21 protein-coding genes and 1 rRNA gene are annotated in these 22,779 nt (G+C 56.6%); 15 read left to right on the plus strand and 7 right to left on the minus strand.

The annotated features are described in order from the left end of the window. Positions 1-18 precede the first annotated feature (18 nt). On the plus strand, positions 19-564 hold the full coding sequence (speG, locus tag SB719_RS15280) for a spermidine N1-acetyltransferase (protein ID WP_039379754.1): 546 nt from the start codon (positions 19-21) through the stop codon (positions 562-564). 511 nt (positions 565-1,075) lie between these two features. On the opposite strand, the gene SB719_RS15285 is transcribed toward speG, so the two are convergent. The 4 genes from SB719_RS15285 to SB719_RS15300 all read right to left on the minus strand — a co-directional run bounded on the left by SB719_RS15285 (position 1,076) and on the right by SB719_RS15300 (position 4,403). After that, a complete protein-coding gene (locus SB719_RS15285) occupies positions 1,076-1,498 on the minus strand; it encodes a hypothetical protein (RefSeq protein ID WP_292970026.1) in 423 nt (140 codons plus the stop codon). Positions 1,499-1,597: 99 nt separating this feature from the next. Next, entirely contained in the window at positions 1,598-2,530 is a 933-nt protein-coding gene (gene mmuM, locus SB719_RS15290) for a homocysteine S-methyltransferase (RefSeq protein ID WP_304235920.1), read from the minus strand. Further along, the gene (gene mmuP, locus SB719_RS15295) at positions 2,520-3,932 is read right to left on the minus strand and encodes an S-methylmethionine permease (protein WP_065648628.1); all 1,413 of its coding nucleotides are present in this window, start codon (positions 3,930-3,932) and stop codon (positions 2,520-2,522) included. The genes mmuM and mmuP overlap by 11 nt, the downstream gene beginning before the upstream one ends. 132 nt (positions 3,933-4,064) lie before the next feature. After that, positions 4,065-4,403, minus strand: a complete 339-nt coding sequence (locus SB719_RS15300) for a DUF2002 family protein (RefSeq protein ID WP_039379762.1) — start codon at positions 4,401-4,403, stop codon at positions 4,065-4,067. 148 nt (positions 4,404-4,551) lie between these two features. On the opposite strand from SB719_RS15300, the gene SB719_RS15305 reads away from it, so the two are divergent. From SB719_RS15305 to emrB, 9 genes are all read left to right on the plus strand, one after another. Further along, on the plus strand, positions 4,552-4,866 hold the full coding sequence (locus tag SB719_RS15305; RefSeq protein WP_065648626.1) for a DUF883 family protein: 315 nt from the start codon (positions 4,552-4,554) through the stop codon (positions 4,864-4,866). A 265-nt stretch (positions 4,867-5,131) separates the two neighbouring features. After that, positions 5,132-5,374 carry a glutaredoxin-like protein NrdH gene (gene nrdH, locus SB719_RS15310; RefSeq protein ID WP_065648625.1) on the plus strand — a complete coding sequence of 81 codons (243 nt, stop codon included), beginning with the start codon at positions 5,132-5,134 and terminating at the stop codon, positions 5,372-5,374. A gap of 4 nt (positions 5,375-5,378) precedes the next feature. After that, positions 5,379-5,783 carry a class Ib ribonucleoside-diphosphate reductase assembly flavoprotein NrdI gene (gene nrdI / locus SB719_RS15315; RefSeq protein ID WP_412159388.1) on the plus strand — a complete coding sequence of 135 codons (405 nt, stop codon included), beginning with the start codon at positions 5,379-5,381 and terminating at the stop codon, positions 5,781-5,783. After that, entirely contained in the window at positions 5,762-7,900 is a 2,139-nt protein-coding gene (gene nrdE / locus SB719_RS15320; RefSeq protein WP_314688167.1) for a class 1b ribonucleoside-diphosphate reductase subunit alpha, read from the plus strand. Before nrdI ends, nrdE begins: the two co-directional genes overlap by 22 nt. Positions 7,901-7,907: 7 nt before the next feature. After that, positions 7,908-8,867, plus strand: a complete 960-nt coding sequence (gene nrdF / locus SB719_RS15325) for a class 1b ribonucleoside-diphosphate reductase subunit beta (RefSeq protein WP_412159389.1) — start codon at positions 7,908-7,910, stop codon at positions 8,865-8,867. 194 nt (positions 8,868-9,061) lie between these two features. Further along, positions 9,062-10,240, plus strand: coding sequence for an MFS transporter (locus SB719_RS15330; protein WP_293004945.1), 1,179 nt, complete (start codon positions 9,062-9,064; stop codon positions 10,238-10,240). A 174-nt stretch (positions 10,241-10,414) separates the two neighbouring features. Beyond that, positions 10,415-10,945, plus strand: coding sequence for a transcriptional repressor MprA (gene mprA / locus SB719_RS15335; protein WP_065648622.1), 531 nt, complete (start codon positions 10,415-10,417; stop codon positions 10,943-10,945). A gap of 148 nt (positions 10,946-11,093) precedes the next feature. Beyond that, positions 11,094-12,266 carry a multidrug efflux MFS transporter periplasmic adaptor subunit EmrA gene (gene emrA, locus SB719_RS15340; protein ID WP_292970038.1) on the plus strand — a complete coding sequence of 391 codons (1,173 nt, stop codon included), beginning with the start codon at positions 11,094-11,096 and terminating at the stop codon, positions 12,264-12,266. A 16-nt stretch (positions 12,267-12,282) separates the two neighbouring features. Then, positions 12,283-13,827: a multidrug efflux MFS transporter permease subunit EmrB gene (gene emrB, locus SB719_RS15345; RefSeq protein WP_314688182.1), complete on the plus strand. Its 1,545-nt coding sequence runs from the start codon at positions 12,283-12,285 to the stop codon at positions 13,825-13,827. Positions 13,828-13,867: 40 nt separating this feature from the next. On the opposite strand, the gene SB719_RS15350 is transcribed toward emrB, so the two are convergent. Beyond that, positions 13,868-15,079, minus strand: coding sequence for a tRNA/rRNA methyltransferase (locus SB719_RS15350; protein ID WP_314688184.1), 1,212 nt, complete (start codon positions 15,077-15,079; stop codon positions 13,868-13,870). A 156-nt stretch (positions 15,080-15,235) separates the two neighbouring features. Here SB719_RS15350 and trxC point away from each other — a divergent pair, with 156 nt between their 5' ends. The 5 genes from trxC to SB719_RS15375 all read left to right on the plus strand — a co-directional run bounded on the left by trxC (position 15,236) and on the right by SB719_RS15375 (position 20,977). After that, positions 15,236-15,655 (plus strand): thioredoxin TrxC, encoded by a 420-nt coding sequence (gene trxC, locus SB719_RS15355; RefSeq protein ID WP_065650425.1) that lies wholly within the window; start codon positions 15,236-15,238, stop codon positions 15,653-15,655. Between the two features lie 76 nt (positions 15,656-15,731). After that, positions 15,732-16,436: a tRNA-uridine aminocarboxypropyltransferase gene (locus SB719_RS15360; RefSeq protein WP_412159386.1), complete on the plus strand. Its 705-nt coding sequence runs from the start codon at positions 15,732-15,734 to the stop codon at positions 16,434-16,436. A gap of 86 nt (positions 16,437-16,522) precedes the next feature. After that, on the plus strand, positions 16,523-19,222 hold the full coding sequence (locus SB719_RS15365; protein ID WP_065648617.1) for a bifunctional acetate--CoA ligase family protein/GNAT family N-acetyltransferase: 2,700 nt from the start codon (positions 16,523-16,525) through the stop codon (positions 19,220-19,222). Between the two features lie 74 nt (positions 19,223-19,296). Then, positions 19,297-20,652, plus strand: a complete 1,356-nt coding sequence (pssA, locus tag SB719_RS15370) for a CDP-diacylglycerol--serine O-phosphatidyltransferase (RefSeq protein ID WP_065648616.1) — start codon at positions 19,297-19,299, stop codon at positions 20,650-20,652. Between the two features lie 4 nt (positions 20,653-20,656). After that, a complete protein-coding gene (locus SB719_RS15375; protein ID WP_412159387.1) occupies positions 20,657-20,977 on the plus strand; it encodes a YfiM family lipoprotein in 321 nt (106 codons plus the stop codon). Here SB719_RS15375 and SB719_RS15380 read toward each other — a convergent pair whose 3' ends face one another. Both SB719_RS15380 and rrf read right to left on the minus strand, forming a co-directional pair. Continuing rightward, complete coding sequence (locus SB719_RS15380; protein ID WP_065648614.1) at positions 20,978-22,282, minus strand: MFS family transporter; 1,305 nt, start codon at positions 22,280-22,282, stop codon at positions 20,978-20,980. It abuts the gene before it with no gap. Positions 22,283-22,549: 267 nt separating this feature from the next. Continuing rightward, positions 22,550-22,665 (minus strand): 5S ribosomal RNA (rrf, locus tag SB719_RS15385). Between the last annotated feature and the right edge of the window lie 114 nt (positions 22,666-22,779).

Consider the following 22,779-nt stretch of genomic DNA (forward strand, 5'->3'; position numbering starts at 1 on the left):
TAACGCAAGGAGCAGCCTGTGACGGTGAAATTACGCCCTCTGGAGCGGGAAGATCTGCATTTTGTTCATCAGCTGGATAATAATGCCAGCGTGATGCGCTACTGGTTTGAAGAGCCTTATGAGGCGTTTGTTGAGCTTTCCGATCTCTATGACAAGCATATTCACGATCAGACCGAGCGGCGCTTTGTGGTCGAATATGAAGAGGAAAAAGCGGGACTGGTTGAGCTGGTGGAGATTAACCATGTGCACCGTCGCGCTGAGTTTCAGATCATCATCGCGCCAGGCCATCAGGGCAAGGGTTTAGCCAGCAAGGCGGCCCGGCTGGCCATGGATTACGGTTTTTCCGTGCTGAATCTCTACAAGCTCTATCTGATTGTTGATCAGGAGAATGAGAAGGCGATTCATATCTACAGTAAGCTCGGCTTTGAAGTTGAAGGCGTGCTGAAGCATGAATTTTTTATCAATGGTGAATACCGTAACACCATCCGCATGTGCATTTTTCAGCAGCAGTATCTGGCGCAGCATAAGCCCGGCAACGCCATGGTCAAGCCCACCGCCCAGTAAGCAGCGAACCGCAGGCATCTGAACATTTTGCAGGGGCGCCATTAATAACGCCCTGGCTGACGTTGCCAGGAATTGGCCAGGGGCGCATGAATGCGCCCCCCTACGGCATCTGAACCCTTCGCAGGGGCGCCATTAATGGCGCCCTGGCTGACGTTGCCAGGAACTGGCCAGGGGCGCATGAATGCGCCCCCTACGGCATCTGAACCCTTCGCAGGGGCGCCATTAATGGCGCCCTGGCCGGCGTTGCCGGGAACTGGCCAGGGGCGCATGAATGCGCCCTCTACGGTAATCCTGAGGCACCTGAACATTCTGTAGGGGCGCCATTAATGCGCCCCCTACGGCATCTGAACCCTTCGTAGGGGCGCCATTAATGCGCCCCCTACGGCATCTGAACCCTTCGTAGGGGCGCCATTAATGGCGCCCTGGCCGGCGTTGCCGGGAACTGGCCAGGGGCGCATGAATGCGCCCCCTCCGGCACCTGCACCTTCGCAGGGGAATGATTACGCAGAGATCAGCGGCCGCGCGCGCCTACCACGTTCAGTACCGGCTGCGGATGATCCGGTTTCAGGGTATACATCCCGCCATAGAACGGATCGACCACCAGCCAGCCCGGGAAGCCGAGCAGCGGAATATTTCCCAGCACGTACCAGAGATTGGCACTTGCCTCAATCGGCAGCGTCAGCGGGACATAGCCGGGGCTCTCCAGCATGACCTGATAATGTTTTTTACCAAAGTAGCTGCCGTTTGATTTTGCCAGGTCTACGGTCTGGGGCGTGTAGCCCTGCGCTACCGCGCGTCCGGTCTCATCCTGTACCGTAAAGCGGGCGCCTTGCGGGATAGAGTCAATTTTTACCGGCTGCGTGTCTGTACCGACGATAGTGGCGCAGCCGCTTAGCAGCAGCGCGCAGGCGGGAAGAGTGTGTCGCAGGTTCATAGCAGATCCGCATCAGAGTCAGAGAGCACAGTGTAAACCGTGCTCTCTGGCTTTTCACTGACGACAATCGCGCTATCAGTGTGCTTTTTTTGTGCTTATTCAGCGTTGACAACAGGCAGCAATTGCCCGGATATCCTCAGGCGACGTCCGGCAGCAGCCGCCAATCAGTTGCGCACCCGCTTGCTGCCATTCGCTGAACTTCTCCTGCAGCGTGCAGCCAGACGGGGCGGAGTGCCAGCTTTTGCTGTCTGCATCATACTGTTCGCCTGAGTTGGGGTAGACCAGCAGCGGCTTCTGCGTCAGCGCCTGCAGGGTCCGCAGCGCCGGCGTAACGCTCTCCAGCGCCACACAGTTAATGCCCACCGCAACAACCTGCGGTGCTGCGTCAATCACCTTCATTACGCTCTCAAGCGGCGTGCCGTCGCTGATATGCTCTGCGTCACGCAGCGTAAACGAAAACCATGCGCTGCTTTGCGGGAATTCAGCCAGCAGCGCGATCAGCGCCTGCGCTTCGCCAAACGACGGCAGCGTTTCGCATGCCAGCAGGTCGACGCCCGCCTCCAGCAGCGCCGCCACGCGCGGCCGGTGGAAATCTTTCATCTCTTCCGGCGGCAGCGCGTAGTCGCCGCGATACTCGGCACCGTTTGCCAGGTAGGCGCCCCAGGGCCCTACTGAACCGGCGATCAGCAGCGGAGCCGTGGTGCCGGAAGCAGCACGGTAATCATCGCGTGCACGCTGCGCCAGCGTCACGCTCAGGCGGATCAGCTCACCCGCCTTGCCGCTATCCAGGCCGCGTGCGGCAAAACCGCGCGGCGTTGCCTGATAGCTGGCGGTGATCGCCACCTGTGCGCCGGCAGCAAAGTAGTCGCGGTGCACGGCATAAATCAGTTCCGGCTGCTCCATCAGCACTTTTGCTGACCAGAGGGAGTCTGCAAGATCGCAGCCGCGTGCCTCCAGCTCGGTGGCCAGCGCGCCATCCAGGATCAGCGGACGGGTTTGAGTGAGTGCTTCAGCAATCGGGTTACGCGGCATGGTTGCTCTCCTGCGTCTTAAGGGGTTTACGTCGCCGGGTAACATAGTAAGCAGCATAACAGAGCAGTACAAACGGAATACCGCACCAGAGCGCGATGCGCTGTGACGGATCAAACGCCAGACCCACGCACGCTACCAGACAGAGCACAAATCCCAGTACCGGCACCACCGGGTAGAACGGCGCGCGGTACGCGAGCTGCCTGATATCGTTTCCGGCCTGCACGTAGCGCCGGCGGAAAACGTAGTGTGAGGCGCAGATGCTGAGCCAGACGGCCACCACGGCAAAACCGGAGATGGCCGACAGCGCCACAAATACCGTATCCGGCGCGATTACGCTGGAAAAGAGCGCCAGCAGGCCGCCCAGCATGCTGATGGTGATCGCCAGAACCGGAATACCACGCCGGTTCACGCGCGCAAAACAGCGCGGCAGCGTGTTTTCATTTGCCAGCGACCAGAGCATGCGTCCGGAGGCATAGAGGCCGGAGTTAGCAGCAGAGAGGATCGCCGTAAGAATCACGAAGTTGAAGATGTCAGCTGACCAGGGAATACCGATTTTTTCAAACACCAGCACAAACGGGCTTTTAACTATGCCCGCCTGGTCCATCGGGATCAGGGCCGCCAGCACAAATACCGTGCCGACAAAGAAGATAATCAGGCGGGCCACGGTTGTACGGATAGCCAGCGGCAGCGCTTTCTGCGGCTCCTCAGTCTCACCTGCTGCAATTCCGATCAGTTCAGTCCCGGAAAACGCAAAGTTTACCGCCACCATTGTCATCAGAATAGGCAGCGTGCCGTGCGGCAGCCAGCCCGACGCCGTGAGGTTATGCAGGCCCGGCGCGGCAGAGCCATCTTTCAGCGGGATAAAGCCAAACATCGCGGCGCCGCCCAACACAATAAAAGCGATGATGGTGACCACTTTAATGATCGAGAACCAGAACTCGCCTTCGGCAAAAAAGCGCGTAGAGATAATATTCAGCAGATAGATGGCCAGACAAAATACCAGACACCAGAGCCAGACCGGCACGGCCGGGAACCAGTACTGCATACAGAAACCGGCCGCGGTCAGGCTGGACCCCAGCGCCACGGTCCAGGTGAGCCAGTAGAGCCAGGCGACGGTGTAGCCCGTGGCCGGGCTCAGGTAGCGCGCGGCGTAAACGTGAAACGCACCGGTTTCCGGCATCGCTACCGCCAGCTCGCCCAGGCAGGCCATTACCAGCCAGACCACCAGCGCGCCAATGAGATAGGCCAGCAGTGTGCCCGCGGCACCGGTTGTTGAAATGATGTAGCCGGTGTTAAAAAACAGGCCGGTGCCAATGACGCCGCCCAGCGACAGCATCACCAGATGCCGCACTTTCATCGTGCGTTTAAAACTTTCCTGCGGAGGGGTATTCGCGCTTTGCATGCTGATAATCCATATGGACGTCTAAACTTCTATATGGATACAGAGTTATACGCATCCGCGCTGCGTTTTGCAACGTGGCGGAAACAGGGAATCGTACAGATCGGGAGAGCCCCGCGTTAACGGGGCAAAAAATCAGGCGCCAAACACGCCCTGCAGATAGCGCTCCAGCGCAACACGGGAACTGAAACCGTGGGGAATACCGTAATGCTCCTGTGAATCACCCATCAGGTAGAGAGGGAATTGCGTGTAGTGATCGCAGGTTTTCATCTCTGAGGCGGGCTCAGCAAAGTGCTGGCTTTTCTCTTTCAGCGTAGGATGTATCACCAGCGCTGTGCGTCCCAGACGCGCCTCACGGTTAACATAGACGTAGTTCTCACCACGGCGGTAACCATAGGTTTTTGGCGTCAGAACATCCATTTCGAATCCTGCTTTCTCCAGTACGCGCGCAACCTCATCCGGACGTAAATACATGCTTGCTCCTCTCTTCTCACAGCTCCGCAACCTTACAACAGACCTATGGTACAGACATTCGGATTTTCCCTAAAGCCTGGCATAGCGCTGCGTTTAATCACGTATCGTCTACACTTAGTATTACGTTTTAAATCAAAGGGAGCGAAAAATGTTTAATCGAACGACTAAAAATGATGACATTGATATCAATCAGGATGTAAACGATCTGGCTGATTCGCTGGAAGCGTTGCTCAAATCTTACGGCAGCGATGCCAAAGATGAAGTCGACAGCGCACGCGATAAGGCGCAAAAACTGCTGAAACAGACCCGTGCGAAAATGAACGGCAACAATTCAGTTTCCCAGGCGGCGCGTGATGCAGGCTATCAGGTTGATGCCTATGTGCGCGACAAGCCATGGCACGGTGTCGGAGTAGGCGCTGCCGTTGGTCTGGTTCTGGGTGCGCTGCTGGTATCCCGCCGCTAATCTGACCTATGAAATCTCACAAGGCCCTGCTGACGCAGGGCTTTTTTTTTGCCGTTTTTTACCCGAAAAATTTTTTCCGCTGCGAAAAGCGCTGCCTGCCTGGTTTGTGCCACTATCGGAGCAATACCCCTTCAGTTAGCGGGTTGACCACCGCAATCGCTACATCTAGTATTTGATAGTCAAATAAGGTACTACATATTGAAATATGACCCGTTGCGTCTGGCAGTAGCCGCTATCTTCCTGTGACTAAAAGGAAATGCGAATCATGAGCATTATTATTTACACTAAAAGCAACTGTGTCCAGTGTGACACCACTAAACATGCGCTGGATCGTCGTGGTATCGCTTACCAGCTCATCAATCTTGATATACAGCCGGAGGCGACTGGAGAGCTCAGAACGCTGGGCTACCGCCAGGTACCGGTTGTGATAACGCCGGACGACAGCTGGAGCGGCTTCCGTCCGGACAAAATTGCTGCGCTGCGCCAGCCAGCAGCGGTAAGTGAATAGCCCCGTGTATTCGCTGGTCTATTTTTCCAGCCGATCTGAAAACACCCACAGGTTTATTACCCGCCTGGCGCTGCCGGCGCGCCGCATTCCTGCAGAGGCTGACCAGCGGCTGCAGGTTGACCACCCCTATATTCTGGTGGTGCCAAGCTATGGCGGCGGCGGTGTGCAGGGTGCCGTACCACGCCAGGTGATTCAGTTTCTTAACGACAGCGCGAATCGTCGCGGCATCCGTGGCGTTATTGCCGCCGGCAACCGCAATTTCGGCAGCGGTTTCTGCCTGGCGGGCGACATCATTGCGCGTAAATGTCAGGTGCCCTGCCTCTATCGCTTTGAAATGATGGGGACGCCGGAAGACATTGCGCAGGTTAAAGCAGGAGTAACCCAATTTTGGCAACAGCAGACACCCTGAACAGCACGCAGCTCGATTACCATGCGCTGAACGCGATGCTGAATCTGTATGACGCAGCAGGCCATATTCAGTTTGAGAAAGATCGTGAAGCGGTGCGGCAGTTTTTCCTGCAGCATGTTCAGCCCAACACGCTCACCTTCAGCTCTGCCGCTGAGCGGCTGCGCTATCTGGTGGATGAAGGCTACTACGAAGCCAGCGTGCTGAATCAGTATGATTTCCGCTTTCTCTGCGCGCTGCATGATGACGCGGATGCGCAGAAGCACCGCTTTCACACCTTCCTCGGCGCCTGGAAGTTTTACACCAGCTATACGCTGAAAACCTTTGATGGCAAACGCTACCTGGAGACCTTCACCCAGCGCGCCTGTATGGTGGCACTGACGCTGGCACGCGGTGATGAGCAGCAGGCGCGGGCGCTGCTGACGGAGATCCTGAGCGGCCGTTTCCAGCCCGCCACGCCCACGTTTCTGAACTGCGGCAAACAGCAGCGCGGTGAGCTGGTCTCCTGCTTCCTGCTGCGTATCGAAGATAACATGGAGTCAATTGGCCGGGCGGTGAACTCTGCCCTGCAGCTCTCTAAACGCGGGGGCGGCGTGGCGTTTCTGCTCTCTAACCTGCGCGAAGCGGGAGCCCCCATCAAGCGCATTGAAAACCAGTCATCCGGCGTGATCCCCGTCATGAAGATGCTGGAGGATGCGTTCTCCTACGCTAACCAGCTGGGCGCCCGCCAGGGTGCCGGTGCTGTCTGGCTGAATGCGCATCATCCCGATATTCTGCGCTTCCTTGATACCAAACGTGAAAACGCGGATGAAAAAATCCGCATTAAAACGCTTTCGCTGGGCGTGGTGATCCCGGATATCACCTTTCAGCTGGCAAAAGAGAACCGGGAGATGGCGCTGTTTTCGCCGTATGACGTTGAGCGCATCTATGGCAAAGCGTTCAGCGATATCAGCATCAGCGAGCACTATGATGCGATGCTGGCTGACGATCGTATCCGCAAAACCTATATCAAACCGCGCGACTTTTTCCAGACGCTGGCAGAGATCCAGTTTGAATCGGGCTATCCCTACATCATGTATGAAGATAGCGTTAACCGCAGTAATCCGATTGCCGGCCGCATTAACATGAGTAACCTCTGCTCGGAGATTTTGCAGGTGAACAGCGCCAGCGAACTGAATGAGGATCTCAGCTACCGGCGCACGGGCAAAGATATCTCCTGTAATCTCGGATCGCTGAATATCGCGCACGCCATGGACTCCCGCGACCTTCCCCGCACCGTAGCGGTGGCCGTGCGGGCGCTTACCGCGGTGTCAGAGATGAGCGAGATCGGCTCGGTGCCGTCCGTCGCCGAAGGTAACCGCCGTTCACACGCCATTGGTCTCGGGCAGATGAATCTGCACGGCTACCTGGCGCGGGAAGGCATCGCCTACGGTTCAGACGAGGCGCTTGATTTCACCAACCTCTACTTTTACTGCGTCACGTTCCACGCACTGCGTACCTCAAACCAGCTGGCCCGCGAGCGGCAGCGCAGCTTTGACGGATTTGAACAGTCGCACTACGCCAGCGGGCGCTACTTCGATAAATATATTACGCACAGCTGGCAGCCGCGCACCGCCCGTATTGCGCAGCTGTTCCACGATGCCGGACTTGTCCTGCCGACGCAGGCTGACTGGCAGGCGCTGCGGTCGGCGATAATGCAGCACGGGCTGTTTAACCAGAATCTGCAGGCGATCCCGCCAACCGGTTCTATCTCCTACATCAATCACGCCACCTCGAGTATTCATCCGATTGTGTCGCGCATTGAGATCCGTAAAGAGGGCAAGACCGGGCGCGTCTATTATCCGGCACCGTTTATGACCAATGAAAACCAGGCGTTCTATCAGGATGCCTACCAGATCGGTCCTGAGGCGATTATTGATACCTATGCCGAAGCGACGCAGCATGTCGATCAGGGATTGTCACTGACGCTGTTTTTCCGCGATGACGTCACCACGCGCGATATCAACAGGGCGCAGATTTACGCCTGGAAAAAAGGCATCAAAACGCTCTATTACATTCGTCTGCGTCAGATGGCGCTGCAAGGCACGGAGGTTGAGGGCTGCGTCTCCTGCGCCCTGTAAAATTATGATGAAACGTAATGCCATTCAGGCAATCAACTGGAATCGCCTGCAGGATGATAAAGATCTTGAGGTCTGGAACCGTTTGACCAGTAACTTCTGGCTGCCGGAAAAAGTACCGCTGTCAAACGATCTGCCCGCGTGGCAGGCGCTGGAACCGGCGCAGCAGCAGCTGACTATCCGCGTGTTTACCGGGCTGACGCTGCTCGATACGATTCAGAATGTGGTGGGCGCACCGGGCCTGATGCCGGATGCCGCCACGCCGCATGAAGAAGCGGTGCTGTCAAATATCAGCTTTATGGAGGCGGTACACGCCCGCTCCTACAGCTCGGTTTTCTCCACGCTATGCAATACGGCAGACGTGGACGCTGCCTACCGCTGGAGTGAAGAGAACGCCGCGCTGCAGAATAAGGCGCAGATCATTCTGGCGCACTATCAGGCGGACGATCCGCTGAAGAAAAAGATCGCCAGCGTCTTTCTGGAGTCGTTTCTGTTTTACTCGGGCTTCTGGCTGCCGATGTACTGGTCAAGCCGCGGCAAGCTGACCAACACCGCCGATCTGATCCGCCTGATCATCCGCGATGAGGCGGTTCATGGCTACTACATCGGCTATAAATATCAGCAGGCGCTGCAGCACGCCGATGACGCGCGGCGAGAGGCGCTACAGCAGTTCGCTGTCGATCTGCTGCTGGAGCTGTATGAAAATGAACTGGCTTATACCGATACGCTGTATAGGGAGTCGGGCTGGGCTGATGAAGTAAAAGCTTTTCTGCACTACAACGCTAACAAGGCGCTGATGAATCTGGGCTATGAAGCCCTGTTTCCGGCAGAGATAGCCGCAGTTAACCCGGCGATACTGGCGGCATTGTCGCCCAATGCAGATGAAAACCACGACTTCTTCTCCGGCTCCGGCTCCTCCTATGTGATGGGTAAAGCTGTGGAAACGGAAGATGAGGACTGGAATTTTTAACGGTACGCTGCACTGCCAGTTTTATACGCCACGGGAGAACTCCCGTGGTGCTGCCCTCCTTCTCTTTCTGCACGCTAAATGTCAGCGCAGCGTGCGCTGAAGGGGACTGGTATGTCCTGTCAATTATCACAACAATGAAATAATTTTTTCGGTTACTATTACCCGTATATGATTATTTCTTTGTGTGTCAGCTCATGAGTTCATCCCCGGCACGTCTCAGTGCCCCATTAGTAACGCTGATGTCAGTGGCGACAGGGCTGGCAGTGGCCAGTAACTACTACGTGCAGCCGCTGCTCAACACAATCGCGCATCAGTTTGGCCTCTCAGTCAGCGTCGCAGGCTTTATCGTGACTACGGCGCAGCTAGGCTACGCCTGTGGATTGCTGCTGCTGGTGCCGCTGGGCGATATGCTGGAACGCCGTGCCCTGATTGTCTCAATGAGCCTGCTGGCGGCGGGCGGCATGATGCTGACCGCCCTCTCCTCTTCGCTGACGCTGATGCTGCTGGGTACCGTGATAACCGGTCTCTTCTCAGTGGTCGCACAGCTGCTGGTACCGCTGGCCGCAACGCTCGCTGCTCCGGAAAAGCGTGGCAAAGTGGTAGGCACGGTCATGAGTGGTCTGCTGCTGGGCATTTTACTGGCCCGTACCGTGGCCGGCGCGCTGGCTCAGGTTGCAGGATGGCGCAGCGTTTACTGGTGCGCCAGCGTGCTGATGATCCTGATGGCGCTGGCGCTGTGGCGCTATTTGCCGCGTTACCAGCAGCGCGTGCCGCTTAACTACCTGCAGCTGTTGCGCTCTATTTTCTCCCTGTTCAGCGCCGATCGGGTATTACGTACCCGGGCACTTACCGGCTGCCTGAGTTTTGCAAACTTCAGCATGCTCTGGACTTCAATGGCTTTTTTGCTGGCCGCGCCGCCGTGGAATTTCAGCGAGGGCGAGATTGGCCTGCTGGGTCTGGCCGGTGCCGCAGGCGCGCTGGCGGCGCGTCAGGCAGGCGGACTGGCCGACCGCGGCAAAGCAAAACTCACCACCAGCGCCGGGCTGGTGATCATGCTGATCTCCTGGGGCGTTACCGCTCTGGGCAGCAGCAGCCTGCTGGCGCTGATTGCCGGTATTGTGCTGCTGGATCTGGCGGTTCAGGGGGTGCACATCACCAATCAAAGCGTGATTTATCGCACCCTGCCTGAAGCGCGCAATCGCCTGACCTCCGGCTATATGACCAGCTATTTTACCGGGGGTGCGCTGGGCTCGGTTATCTCGGCAAATGCGTTTCATCTGTTTGGCTGGTATGGCGTCTGTGCGGCTGGCGCCCTGGCAACGCTGCTTAATCTGGCAATCTGGTGGCGTAATGCCCGCGCAGAGCCTGCCTGAGCAAGAAAAACAGCGCAAATCGGTAAGCTGCGCTGTCCATTAACAGGTGAGTTTGATATCGTTAGCAGTGTACTTATTCACTGAAGTTATTTTTACTCTCGAAATTATTCCACAGCGAAGCGGTTAGCGCGCTGAATGTGATATTTCTACGTTGCAATCAAGAGGTTTTTTTAGATGGAAAGTTCGTTTACTCCCATTGAGCAGATGCTGAACGTCCGGGCAAATCGCCATAAAGATTTTCCGCTGCAGGAAATTATCCTGACCCGCCTGTGTATGCATATGCAGGGCAAGCTGCTGGATAATCGCAACAAAATGCTCAAGGCGCAGGGAATTAACGAAACCTTATTTATGGCGCTGATCACGCTGGATGCACAGGAAAACCAGAGCATTCAGCCATCAGAACTGAGCTCGGCGCTGGGTTCCTCACGCACCAACGCCACGCGCATTGCGGATGAACTGGAAAAGCGCGGCTGGATCGAACGCCGTGAAAGCGACAACGATCGCCGCTGCCTGCATCTGCACCTGACTGAAAAAGGCAACGAGTTCCTGCGTCAGCTGCTGCCGCCACAGCACCAGAGCCTGCAGTATCTCTGGTCGTCACTGAGCGCAACCGAGCAGGAGCAGCTGGAAGCCATCACGCGCAAGCTGCTTAACCGTCTTGATAAAATGGACGAAGATCAGGTTATCGCCTCACTCTCTCGCTAATAGCAAGAAGTGCGACACAACCCCCTGCCGAAATCGCTATTTTAATTTTCCTTTATCTGGCCAGCGCCTTTTGCGCTGGCTTTTTCGATTCGGGTTACCGTGTTGATGGATCAGCACATCCCGACTTATGGCAAACGTGGAGAATGACATGAGTGCGACAGCGGAAGCTCAAAGCCCGCAACAGCCTGCAAACAAGAAGAAGAAGCGTAAACTTGCGCTGATCCTGCTGGCTGTCGTGTTTATTGTGGCCGGCATTGGCTATCTGACTTACTGGTATCTGGTACTGCGGCATTTTCAGGAGACTGATGATGCCTATGTGGCTGGCAATCAGGTGCAGGTGATGGCGCAGGTTTCCGGCAGCGTTAATAAAGTGTGGTTTGATGATACCGATCGCGTCAAAAAAGGTGACGTGCTGGTCTCACTGGACAAAACCGATGCGCAGCAGGCTTTTGAAAAAGCGCAAACTGCGCTGGCCACCAGCGTCCGCCAGACGCACCAGCTGATGATCAACGGCAGGCAGTATCAGGCCACGATCAAGCTGCAGCAGACGGCACTGGAGCAGGCAGAAGCCGACCTGAAGCGCCGCGAACCGCTGGGTGCCTCTAATCTGATTGGCCGCGAAGAGCTGCAGCACGCGCGCGACGCCGTGGCGACCGCCAAAGCGCAGCTTGACGTGGCTGTGCAGCAATATAATGCCAACCAGGCGATGATCCTGAATACCGGTCTGGAAAATCAGCCTGCGGTACAGCAAAGCGCTGCTGCCCTGCGCGATGCCTGGCTTAATCTGCAGCGTACCGATATTCGCAGCCCGATTGATGGCTATGTTTCACGCCGCAGCGTGCAGGTCGGCTCGCAAATCTCCACTACCACCCCGCTTCTGGCGGTGGTGCCCGCCACCAACCTGTGGGTAGATGCCAACTTCAAAGAGACGCAGCTTGCCGGCGTACGTATCGGTCAGTCTGCAACCGTGGTCAGCGATATCTATGGCGATGACGTGGTTTATCACGGCAGGGTTGCGGGTCTCGATATGGGTACCGGCAGCGCCTTCTCGCTGCTGCCCGCGCAAAACGCCACCGGTAACTGGATCAAAGTCGTACAGCGCCTGCCGGTGCGTATTGAGCTGAACCCGGATGAAGTGGCGGCGCATCCGCTGCGCATCGGCCTTTCGACCCTGGTGAAAATTGATACGCAGAACAAAGAGGGCGCCGTGCTGGCGGGTGCCGTACGTCCGCAGGCGGCGTATGAGAGCAATGCGCTGGCTATCGACCTCGCACCGGTCAACCAGATGATTACCGCTATCGTTCGTGCCAACGCGGGCTGATCCGCCGGAGACTGTTATGGCACAAAAACCGCTTGAGGGCGCGCCCCTTGTTTTGATGACTATCGCCCTGTCGCTGGCGACATTCATGCAGGTGCTCGACTCAACCATCGCCAACGTGGCGATCCCGACCATTGCCGGTAACCTGGGCGCCTCTAACTCACAGGGCACCTGGGTCATCACCTCGTTCGGGGTGGCTAACGCCATCTCGATTCCGATTACCGGCTGGCTGGCAAAACGCATCGGTGAAGTGAAGCTCTTTACCTGGGCGACAATCCTGTTTGCGCTCGCCTCCTGGGCGTGTGGCATGTCAGAAAGCCTGGAGATGCTGATCTTTTTCCGTATTCTGCAGGGCATTGTGGCCGGCCCGCTGATCCCGCTCTCGCAAAGCCTGCTGCTGAGTAACTATCCGCCTGCCAAACGCAGCATTGCGCTGTCGCTGTGGGCGATGACGGTGATCGTCGCGCCAATCTGTGGCCCGATCCTCGGCGGCTGGATCAGCGATAACTATCACTGGGGCTGGATCTTCTTTATCAACGTGCCGATTGGCATTGTGGTGGTGATGCTGACGCTGCAGACGCTGCGCGGCCGCGAAACCAAAACAGAGATCCGCCCGATCGATATTGTCGGTCTGGTGCTGCTGGTGGTGGGTATCGGGGCGCTGCAGGTGATGCTGGATCGCGGTAAAGAGCTGGACTGGTTCAGCTCAACAGAGATTATCGTGCTGACGGTGGTCGCCGTGGTGGCGCTGGCGGTGCTGCTGGTGTGGGAGCTGACGGATGATCATCCGATAGTTGACCTGTCGCTGTTCAAAATGCGCAATTTCACCATTGGCTGCCTGTCGATAAGCCTGGCTTATATGCTTTACTTCGGCTCCATTGTCCTGCTGCCGCAGCTGCTGCAGGAAGTCTATGGCTACACTGCCACCTGGGCCGGACTGGCATCGGCACCGGTCGGGATTATCCCGGTGATCCTCTCACCTATCATCGGCCGTTTTGCCCACAAGCTCGATATGCGCCGGCTGGTGACCTTTAGCTTTATCATGTATGCCGTCTGTTTTTACTGGCGCGCCTATACCTTTGAACCCGGCATGGACTTTGGCGCATCTGCCTGGCCGCAGTTTATTCAGGGCTTTGCCGTAGCCTGTTTCTTTATGCCGCTGACCACGATTACGCTATCGGGACTGCCGCCGGAGCGCCTGGCGGCCGCCTCCAGCCTCTCTAACTTTGTGCGTACGCTGGCGGGGTCGATCGGTACCTCGATCACTACCACCCTGTGGACCAATCGCGAATCAATGCATCACAGCTATCTGAGTGAATCCGTCAATCCTTACAACCAGAATTCGCAGGAGATGTATGCGCAGCTGGAAGGGATGGGCATGAGCCACCAGCAGGCGTCTGCATGGATTGCGCGGGAGATTACCAATCAGGGTCTGATTATTTCAGCCAATGAGATCTTCTGGGCATCGGCGGGAGTGTTTGTGATTCTGCTGGTGCTGGTATGGTTTGCCCGTCCGCCGTTTGGCGCAGGCGGCGGAGGTGGCGGAGGTGGCGGCGCGCACTAAGCCGCCACCATGTAAAACGGGCCGTAATGGCCCGTTTTTTTTATGCGTTCTGACGCCACCATTCGGCCAGCAGAATACCGGTTGCTACCGAGACATTCAGGCTCTCGACGTTGCCGGTTCCGCCAATTGACAGGCTGAGATCGCCCTGCCGGAAGGTGCTGTCTGAGAGACCTTCACGCTCCTGCCCCAGCACCAGTACCATTTTCGCCGGCAGTTCAGCGCGCGCCAGCGGCGTGCCCTCATGGCTCGACGTGGTCACGATGGTGTAGCCCGCCTTACGAAACGCTTCGAGACCTGCAGCAAAATCTTCACCGTTGATCGCCTGCACGTGCTCAGCGCCGCCTTCAGCAGTACGCACGGCGGCGCCCGACTCCAGCTGCGACGCATCGTTCACCAGCAATCCCTTCACACCAAAATGCGCGCAGCTGCGCATAATGGCGCCCAGGTTGTGTGGGTTGCTGACATCTTCCAGCGCCAGCACGCAATCTTTACGCTCTGCTTTTTTCAGCCACTCTGATACCGCCATGCCGCTGCGCTTTTTGATAATAAAGCAGACGCCGCCGTGATGTTCGGTACCGGACGCTTTCGCCAGCTCAGCCTCCTCAACCACGTGATACGCTTTGCGGTTTGCGGCCAGCCAGCGCAGCGTTTCGCGGAAGCGCGGCGTGACGCTCTGGACAAACCAGGCGCGCACGATACTTTCCGGACGGCTCAGGAACAGCGCCTGACAGGCGTTTTCGCCATAGACACGCGTCTCTTCCTGGCGCTGACGGCGGATCTGCTCGGAATCAATGACCGGCTTCGCGTCAGCGGCATCATCCGCCGCGCTCTCTGCAGCGGCAACCGGCGGGCGGGATACGGTGCGCCACGGCGAATCGCTGAAGCCGCGATCGTCGCGGTCGTTACGCTCAGGGCGATTGCTACGCTCGTTACGCTCGTTACGGTCATTACGATCGTTACGGTCCGTACGGCGGCCACGTCCGGCATCATCGCTGCTGCGCGGTGCACGTGAGCGGCCAGCGTCATCACGGCTGCGCGAGCGGCCGGAGTCGTCACCGCTGCGCGGTGCGCGGGCACGATCGCCCTCGTCATTATTGCGATTGCTGCGGGGAGCAGAGCGACGACTATCTTCCTGGCGCGCAGCAGGACGGCCGCCTTTGCCGGTACGCGGATTTGGCTTACTGCCGCCCTCCTCTTCACGTACATACATCACTTTTACCTTGCCGCTTTTGCCTTTAAATTCGTCGTTCATCTGTTCCTCCAGCATTGAGAGCGCGAAGATTACCTGATGTGCCAGCGCTTAGCTATCAACTATTGAACCTATTGGGTAATCCAGATTGAGCATAGCATTCAGCCTTTTCATAATACGACTCTATTACCAGATTTACAGGACCGGTTTGAGATGACAATAAATACTGTATGCGCCGGCTGTCAGGCAGTTAACCGCGTTCCCGAAGCGCGCCTGACCGACGGTGCGAAGTGCGGCCGCTGCGGCGAAGCGCTTTTCAACGGTGAAGTGGTGAATGCCACGGCCGCTACGCTGGATAGCTATCTGCAGGATGACCTGCCGGTCGTGATCGACTTCTGGGCACCGTGGTGCGGACCGTGCGTAAACTTTGCGCCCGTGTTTAAAGAAGTTGCGGCCGAACGCAGTGGCAAAGTGCGTTTCATCAAAGTGAATACGGAAGCTGAGCAGGCGCTGAGCACGCGTTTTCGTATCCGCACGATCCCGACCATCATGATTTTTAAACAGGGCGAAATGGTCGATATGCTGAATGGCGCAATGCCGAAAACGCCGTTTAATGAATGGCTCGATGAAACCCTGTAGTCACTGAAGGCCAGCACATTGCTGGCCTTGCTTTTACCCTTCTATTACACTGACGTTTTTCCTGCCCTGCACATCTATGTCTGAAAATGCTGTTCTGCGCTTACGGGCGCAACGTCTGGCCCGCGCCACCCGGCCTTTTCTCGCGCGCGGTAATCGCGTCGTACGCTGTCAGCGCTGCCTGTTGCCGCACAAAAATTGCCTGTGTGCTACGCTGCAGCCGCAGCAGTCGCGCAGCCGCTTCTGCCTGGTGATGTTTGATACTGAACCAATGAAGCCCAGCAATACCGGACGCCTGATTGCCGATGTGCTGCCAGATACCCTCGCCTTCGGCTGGTCGCGGACGGAGCCCGATCCGGCGCTGCTGGCAGCAGTACAAAGCAGTGACTATCAGCCGGTAGTGGTGTTTCCTGCGTCTTATGCCGATCCCGGACGCGACGTGCTGACCACGCCGCCGGTCAGCGGTAAACCGCCACTGTTTATTATGCTGGATGGCACCTGGTCCGAGGCGCGCAAGATGTTCCGTAAAAGCCCGTGGCTGGACACTTTTCCGGTGATGTCGCTTAGCGTGAGTACGCCTTCGCGCTATACGCTGCGCGAGGCGCACGGTGAAGGACAGCACTGCACGGCTGAGGTCGCCGCAGCGCTACTGGCTCAGGCGGGTGACAGTCTTGCTGCCAGCGCCCTGCAGCAGCACTTTGAACGGTTCCGTCATGCTTACCTTGCGGGTAAACCGCATCATCCGGTTCATACGCAGCAGGCGATAAACAGCAGCGAAAATTGAAGCTGGCTCGCAGCCTGACAGCAGCAAATCGGTTTTCACCGTAAAAGCGTTTACAATCATGCCAATCCCGACTGCAGGAGTGGATGATGAGTCAACGTGGACTGGAAGCGCTGTTACGACCTAAATCGATTGCGGTAATTGGCGCCTCGGTAACGCCGGGGCGTGCCGGCTATTTTCTGATGCGCAACCTGCTGGCGGGCGGCTTCAGCGGCCCGGTGCTGCCGGTCACGCCAAAATACAAGGCGGTACAGGGCGTGCTGGCGTGGCCCGATATCGCCAGTCTGCCTTTTGCGCCTGACCTGGCGATCATCTGCACCCATGCAAAGCGCAATCCCGAGCTGCTGCAGCAGCTGGGCGAAAAAGGCTGCAGAGCCTGCATTATTCTCTCCTCACCCGCCAGCCAGCTTGAAACGCTGAAAACCTGCGCCAGCCAGTGGCAAATTCGCCTGCTCGGTCCTAACAGTCTTGGACTGCTGGCCCCGTGGCAGGGGCTGAACGCCAGCTTCTCGCCGGTGCCCATCGCTAAAGGGCGTATTGCTTTTGTTTCACAGTCTGCCGCAGTGTCAAATACCATCCTCGACTGGGCGCAGCAGCGGAATCTCGGCTTCTCCTGGTTTATCGCGCTGGGCGACAGCCTCGATATCGATGTCGATGACGTGCTCGATTTTCTGGCCCGCGATGCGAAAACCAGCGCTATTCTGCTCTACCTTGAACACCTGAGCGATGCCCGGCGTTTTGTCTCCGCTTCGCGCAGCGCCTCACGTAATAAACCTATTCTGGTCATTAAAAGCGGACGCAGTCGCGAAGCGCAGGCGATGATTGGTACCCTGAGCGGTCTGGATGCCGCCTGGGATGCCGCGATACAGCGCGCCGGCCTGCTGCGCGTGCAGGATACGCATGAACTGTTCTCTGCGGTTGAATCGCTCAGCCACATGCGTCCGCTGCGCGGCGAGCGCCTGATGATCGTCAGCAACGGCGCCGCGCCTGCTGCTCTGGCGCTGGATGCGCTTTATGCGCGCAGTGGCAAACTGGCCTCTCTGGATGAGGCGATACGGCAGAGACTTGCGTCCCTGCTGCCGGAGGGCGCTGGCCGGGGAAACCCGCTGGATTTAAAAGATGATGCCACCCCCGCACGCTATGTTGCCTGCATTGAACTGCTGCTCGACAGCCATGAGTTTGACGCGCTGATGATTATTCACTCCCCCAGTGCGGTAGCGCCAGCAACTGAAACGGCGGAGCAGATTATTGCTGCACTCGCGCGTCATCCACGCGGCAGGCAGATCACGCTGCTGACTAACTGGTGCGGTGAGTCCTCATCCCAGGCGGCGCGGCGCGCCTTTACTCAGGCCGGCATTCCGACCTGGCGCACGCCGGAAGGCACCGTGACCGCATTTATGCATCAGGTTGAGTATCGCCGTAACCAGAAGCAGCTGCGGGAAACGCCGGCGCTGCCGCCAGGGCTGCAGCAAAACAGCGCTAAAGCACATCAGCTGCTGCAGCAGGCGCTCGACAGCGGCGTGACCACGCTGGATACCCATGAGGTGCAGCCTGTAATGCAGGCGTATGGCCTGACAACGCTGCCCGGCTGGATCGCCAGCGACAGTCAGGAAGCGGTCACCATTGCTGAGCAAACGGGCTATCCGGTAGCCCTCAAACTGCGCTCGCCTGATATCGCCCATAAGTCTGAAGTACAGGGCGTGATGCTTTATCTGCGCAGTGCTGCTGAAGTGAAACAGGCCGCCCAGGCTATTTTTGAGCGCGTGCGCATCACGCATCCGCAGGCGCGCGTGGATGGCCTGCTGGTACAGAGTATGGCCAGCCGGGCTGGTGCTCAGGAGCTACGCGTAGTGGTAGACCAGGATCCGCTGTTTGGGCCTATTATCCTGCTGGGCGAAGGAGGAGCGGAATGGCAGCCTGATAAGCAGGCCGCTGTAGCGCTGCCGCCGCTGAATATGACGCTGGCGCGCTATCTGGTGATTCAGGCGATAAAAAGCGGCAAGATCCGCAGCCGCAGCGCGCTGCATCCGCTGGATATTGCCGGGCTGAGCCAGCTGCTGGTACAGGTTTCAAACCTGGTAGTGGATTGTCCGGAGATTCAGCGGCTTGATATTCATCCGCTGCTGGCATCGGCAGAGACGTTTACCCTGATTGATGTCACGCTGCAGCTGGCCCCGTTTAGCGGCGACAGCGAGGCGCGGCTGGTTATCCGCCCTTACCCACAGCATCTGGAGGAGCAGGTCGCCCTGAAGGATGGCCAGCACTGTCTGTTTCGCCCGATTCTGCCTGAGGATGAGCCACAGCTGCGCGCCTTTATTGCGCAGGTGACTAAAGAAGATCTCTACTATCGCTACTTCAGTGAAATCAGCGAGTTCACCCATGATGACTTAGCCAATATGACGCAGATAGATTATGACCGCGAAATGGCGATTGTGGCGGTACGCCAGCGGGAAGGCGCTGAAGAGATCATCGGCGTTACCCGGGCGATATCTGACGCCGATAATGTCGATGCTGAGTTTTCAGTACTGGTCCGTTCCGATCTCAAGGGACTGGGTATGGGACGACGACTGCTGGAGAAGATGATTCGTTATACCCGCGATCATGGTCTGCAACAATTGAACGGTATAACCATGCCACACAATAGCGGCATGATTACACTGGCACGCAAACTTAACTTTCGCGTGAATATTCAGCTTGATGATGGCATTGTCACGCTTAATTTACCGTTAATTGACGTCGGAACGCCGCCTGTAGAGAACGGTAAAAATCCTCCTTATCAGGTGAGTTAATGTTATTATTTGACGTTAGGATCATGATTTGATGGCAAAAGGCCATACAATGAACAGAGAAGAAGTGCACTGTGATGTTGTCTAAATTTAAACGCAATAAACACCAACAACACCTCGCACAGCTGCCTAAACTGTCACAATCTGTGTCGGATGTGACCACGCTTTTTTCGCCTGCTGAGTTTCGCGAGACGCTGCTGGCAAAAATTGCCGCGGCAGAAAAACGCATCTGTATTGCTGCGCTCTATCTGGAAAACGATGATGGCGGCCGTAGCGTTATGGAGGCGCTGTATGCTGCGCGTCAGGCTCGCCCGGAACTGGATATCTCTATTCTGGTGGACTGGCATCGTGCACAGCGCGGACGTATCGGTGCGGCGCGCGGCCTGACCAATGCTGACTGGTATTGTGAGATGGCTACCCGGTATCCGGATATTGCCATTCCGGTCTACGGCATCCCGGTCAATACGCGGGAAGCGCTGGGCGTGCTGCATCTTAAAGGCTTTATCATTGATGATACGCTGCTTTACAGCGGAGCCAGCCTGAATGATGTCTATCTGCATCAGCATGAACGGTACCGCTACGATCGCTATCAGCTGATTCGCAATCCGCAGCTGGCAAATGCGATGTATGAGTGGATCGATGAAAATCTGAAACAGTCTGATGCGGTCAATCGCCTCGATCAGACTGAACGCCCTTCCAGTCCGGAAATCAAAAACGAAACGCGTCAGTTTCGCAGCGAGCTGCGCAGTTTTCATTATCACTTTACCGGCGATGCCGGCAACGATACGCTGGCGGTAACGCCGCTGGTTGGTCTGGGCAAACGCAGTTTACTGAACAAAACCATCTTTCATCTGATGCCCTGCGCCGAGCAGAAACTTACGCTCTGCACACCCTACTTTAATCTGCCCGCCATACTGGTGCGTAATCTGATCCATCTGCTGCGTCAGGGTAAAGATGTTGAGATTATTGTCGGCGATAAAACGGCGAATGATTTCTATATTCCCCCGTCTGAACCGTTCAAAGTGATTGGCGCCCTGCCCTACCTTTATGAGATCAACCTGCGCCGTTTTCTCAGCCGCCTGCAGTACTATGTTGATAACGGTCAGCTGACGGTACGCCTGTGGAAAGATGGTGAGAACAGCTATCACCTGAAAGGCATCTGGGTTGATGATGAGTGGATGATGATCACCGGCAACAACCTTAATCCGCGCGCGTGGCGTCTGGATCTGGAAAATGCCGTGTTGATTCACGATCCGCTTAATCAGCTGGCGGAACAGCGCGAGAAAGAGCTGACGCTAATCCGCGAACATACTACGGTGGTGACTCACTTTCGCGAGCTGGAAAGTATCTCCGACTACCCCGCTAAAGTGCGCAAGCTTATCCGTCGTCTGCGACGTATCCGCATCGACCGGCTGATCAGCAGGTTGCTGTAAAATCGTGCGGGCGTGCATCCTCTGTATAGCGTTGCTGTGTAGCGGATGTGCGCATCAGGCGCAGGATAGCTGGGCCGGTAAAGATAAAGCGCAGCACTATGTCGCCTCCGCGCTGCTTGCTGCCGCCGGCAGCGAAATTGCCCATCATCAACAGCAGGATAACGCCCACAATCTGCGTTTTGGCCTGATGTTCTCACTCAGTTTTGGTGCGGCAAAAGAGTTATATGACAGCCGTGCGGCAGGAAGCGGCTGGAGCTGGAAAGACCTGGCATGGGATGCCGCCGGTGCTGCCAGCGGCATCATGCTCTGGAATATCCGTTACTGACTACAGCGCAATTCCTTTACCCTTGCGATGCAGCATAAGCGAAACCAGGAAAGAGAGTGCGCCCATGGCTGAGACGTACCAGAAGAAGCTGGTTTCAATGCCCTCTCTTTTCATCAGCAGTGCAACATATTCTGCCGATCCACCAAAAATCGCGTTAGCCACCGCATAAGAGAGTCCCACACCCAGCGCACGCACCTCTGGCGGAAACATCTCAGCTTTAAGAATACCGCTGATAGCGGTATAGAAGCTGGTGATAACCAGCGCCAGCATAACCAGCAGGAATGCGACCCAGTGATTGTCGGTATGTTGCAGCAGCAGCAGGACAGGCACGGTGCACGTTGCAGCACCTGCACCAAATATCATCATGGAAGCCCGCCGTCCGATTTTGTCGGATAGCGCCCCGATAATGGGCTGGATCACCATAAAGACCAGTAAAGCACCGGTCATCAGACCGCTGGCACTGCGCGCATCCATCCCTGCAGTATTGACCAGGTACTTCTGCATATAGGTGGTGAAGGTGTAGAAACTCAGCGATCCGCCGGCGGTAAAGCCAAGCACCATAAAGAAGGCGCGTGAGTGATTGCGTAACAGCCCGATCACGCTGCCCGCATCACGATGCGTACGATGCGATTTCTCAGAGGTTTCATTGAGAGAGCGTCGCAGCCAGAGTGCGACGATGGCCAGTCCGGCACCGATGAAAAACGGAATACGCCAGCCCCAGCTGCGCAGCGCTTCATCATCCAGCAACTGTTGCAGTACGACTACGGTTAATACTGCCATCAGCTGACCGCCAATCAGCGTCACATACTGAAAAGAAGCATAAAAGCCTTTTCGCCCTTCCAGCGCGACTTCACTCATATAGGTTGCACTGGTGCCATACTCGCCACCCACTGACAGTCCCTGAAACATACGTGCCAGCAGGAGAATGATCGGCGCTGCTATGCCAATTTCGCCATAGCCCGGCAGGCACGCTATTACCAGAGAGCCCAGGCACATCATGCAGACCGAGATCAGCATAGAGGTTTTACGTCCATGTTTATCGGCAATGTAGCCAAACAGCCAGCCGCCAATCGGTCGCATCAGGAAACCTGCAGCGAATACCCCTGCTGTTTGCAGTAGCTGCGTGGTGGTATCGCCTGCCGGAAAAAAGACATGGGCAAAATAGAGGGAGAAAAAAGAGTAAACGTAAAAGTCAAACCACTCAACCAGGTTACCGGATGATGCACCGACAATTGCCCTGATTCTTTGCCGCGTTTCGGCTGCTGATACGGGCGGTCGGCTGTTTTGATGTTCCAGATGGGTCATGCTTTACCTCATTTCCTTGCGAAGAAAGAACGCGAAGCGGGTAGTAAAACATTAGTTTGCCCGGTAAGGGAATTGTCGCTGCTCCGGAATGAGACGCGATAATAAAGAATGAGGACAGGTGCCGGTTCTGAATATCAACCAGCCTGACCGCATCGCTGACTTTATCGTCAGCTGGCTGAAAAAAGCTTAAATTTTACTCATTTCTGCGTTTTCTGCAGACGTAAAAAAGCCCTGAACAGGCGTTCAGGGCTCTCTTACTTGTTGGATGCCTGGCAGTTCCCTACTCTCGCATGGGGAGACCCCACACTACCATCGGCGCTACGGCGTTTCACTTCTGAGTTCGGCATGGGGTCAGGTGGGACCGCCGCGCTGTGGCCGCCAGGCAAATTCTGTTAATCCGGTAAAACAAGCTGAAAATCGGGTCTCGCAAAACGCCTCTGGCGTTGTAAGGTTAAGCCTCACGGGTCATTAGTACCGGTTAGCTCAACGCATCGCTG

It is taken from the genome of Pantoea sp. SIMBA_079, assembly GCF_046940275.1.
In the GTDB taxonomy this organism is placed as follows: domain Bacteria; phylum Pseudomonadota; class Gammaproteobacteria; order Enterobacterales; family Enterobacteriaceae; genus Pantoea; species Pantoea borealis.

Excerpts from the sequence above, each read along its gene's own strand:
- mprA (WP_065648622.1), top strand. The coding sequence starts at position 10,415 with ATGGAAAGTTCGTTTACTCCCATTGAGCAGATGCTGAACGTCCGGGCA.
- pssA (WP_065648616.1), top strand. The coding sequence starts at position 19,297 with ATGTTGTCTAAATTTAAACGCAATAAACACCAACAACACCTCGCACAG.
- nrdH (WP_065648625.1), top strand. The coding sequence starts at position 5,132 with ATGAGCATTATTATTTACACTAAAAGCAACTGTGTCCAGTGTGACACC.
- SB719_RS15305 (WP_065648626.1), top strand. The coding sequence starts at position 4,552 with ATGTTTAATCGAACGACTAAAAATGATGACATTGATATCAATCAGGAT.
- SB719_RS15330 (WP_293004945.1), top strand. The coding sequence starts at position 9,062 with ATGAGTTCATCCCCGGCACGTCTCAGTGCCCCATTAGTAACGCTGATG.
- emrB (WP_314688182.1), top strand. The coding sequence starts at position 12,283 with ATGGCACAAAAACCGCTTGAGGGCGCGCCCCTTGTTTTGATGACTATC.
- SB719_RS15300 (WP_039379762.1), bottom strand. The coding sequence starts at position 4,403 with ATGTATTTACGTCCGGATGAGGTTGCGCGCGTACTGGAGAAAGCAGGA.
- SB719_RS15380 (WP_065648614.1), bottom strand. The coding sequence starts at position 22,282 with ATGACCCATCTGGAACATCAAAACAGCCGACCGCCCGTATCAGCAGCC.
- nrdF (WP_412159389.1), top strand. The coding sequence starts at position 7,908 with ATGAAACGTAATGCCATTCAGGCAATCAACTGGAATCGCCTGCAGGAT.
- SB719_RS15365 (WP_065648617.1), top strand. The coding sequence starts at position 16,523 with ATGAGTCAACGTGGACTGGAAGCGCTGTTACGACCTAAATCGATTGCG.
- SB719_RS15360 (WP_412159386.1), top strand. The coding sequence starts at position 15,732 with ATGTCTGAAAATGCTGTTCTGCGCTTACGGGCGCAACGTCTGGCCCGC.
- mmuP (WP_065648628.1), bottom strand. The coding sequence starts at position 3,932 with ATGCAAAGCGCGAATACCCCTCCGCAGGAAAGTTTTAAACGCACGATG.
- emrA (WP_292970038.1), top strand. The coding sequence starts at position 11,094 with ATGAGTGCGACAGCGGAAGCTCAAAGCCCGCAACAGCCTGCAAACAAG.
- SB719_RS15350 (WP_314688184.1), bottom strand. The coding sequence starts at position 15,079 with ATGAACGACGAATTTAAAGGCAAAAGCGGCAAGGTAAAAGTGATGTAT.
- SB719_RS15285 (WP_292970026.1), bottom strand. The coding sequence starts at position 1,498 with ATGAACCTGCGACACACTCTTCCCGCCTGCGCGCTGCTGCTAAGCGGC.
- mmuM (WP_304235920.1), bottom strand. The coding sequence starts at position 2,530 with ATGCCGCGTAACCCGATTGCTGAAGCACTCACTCAAACCCGTCCGCTG.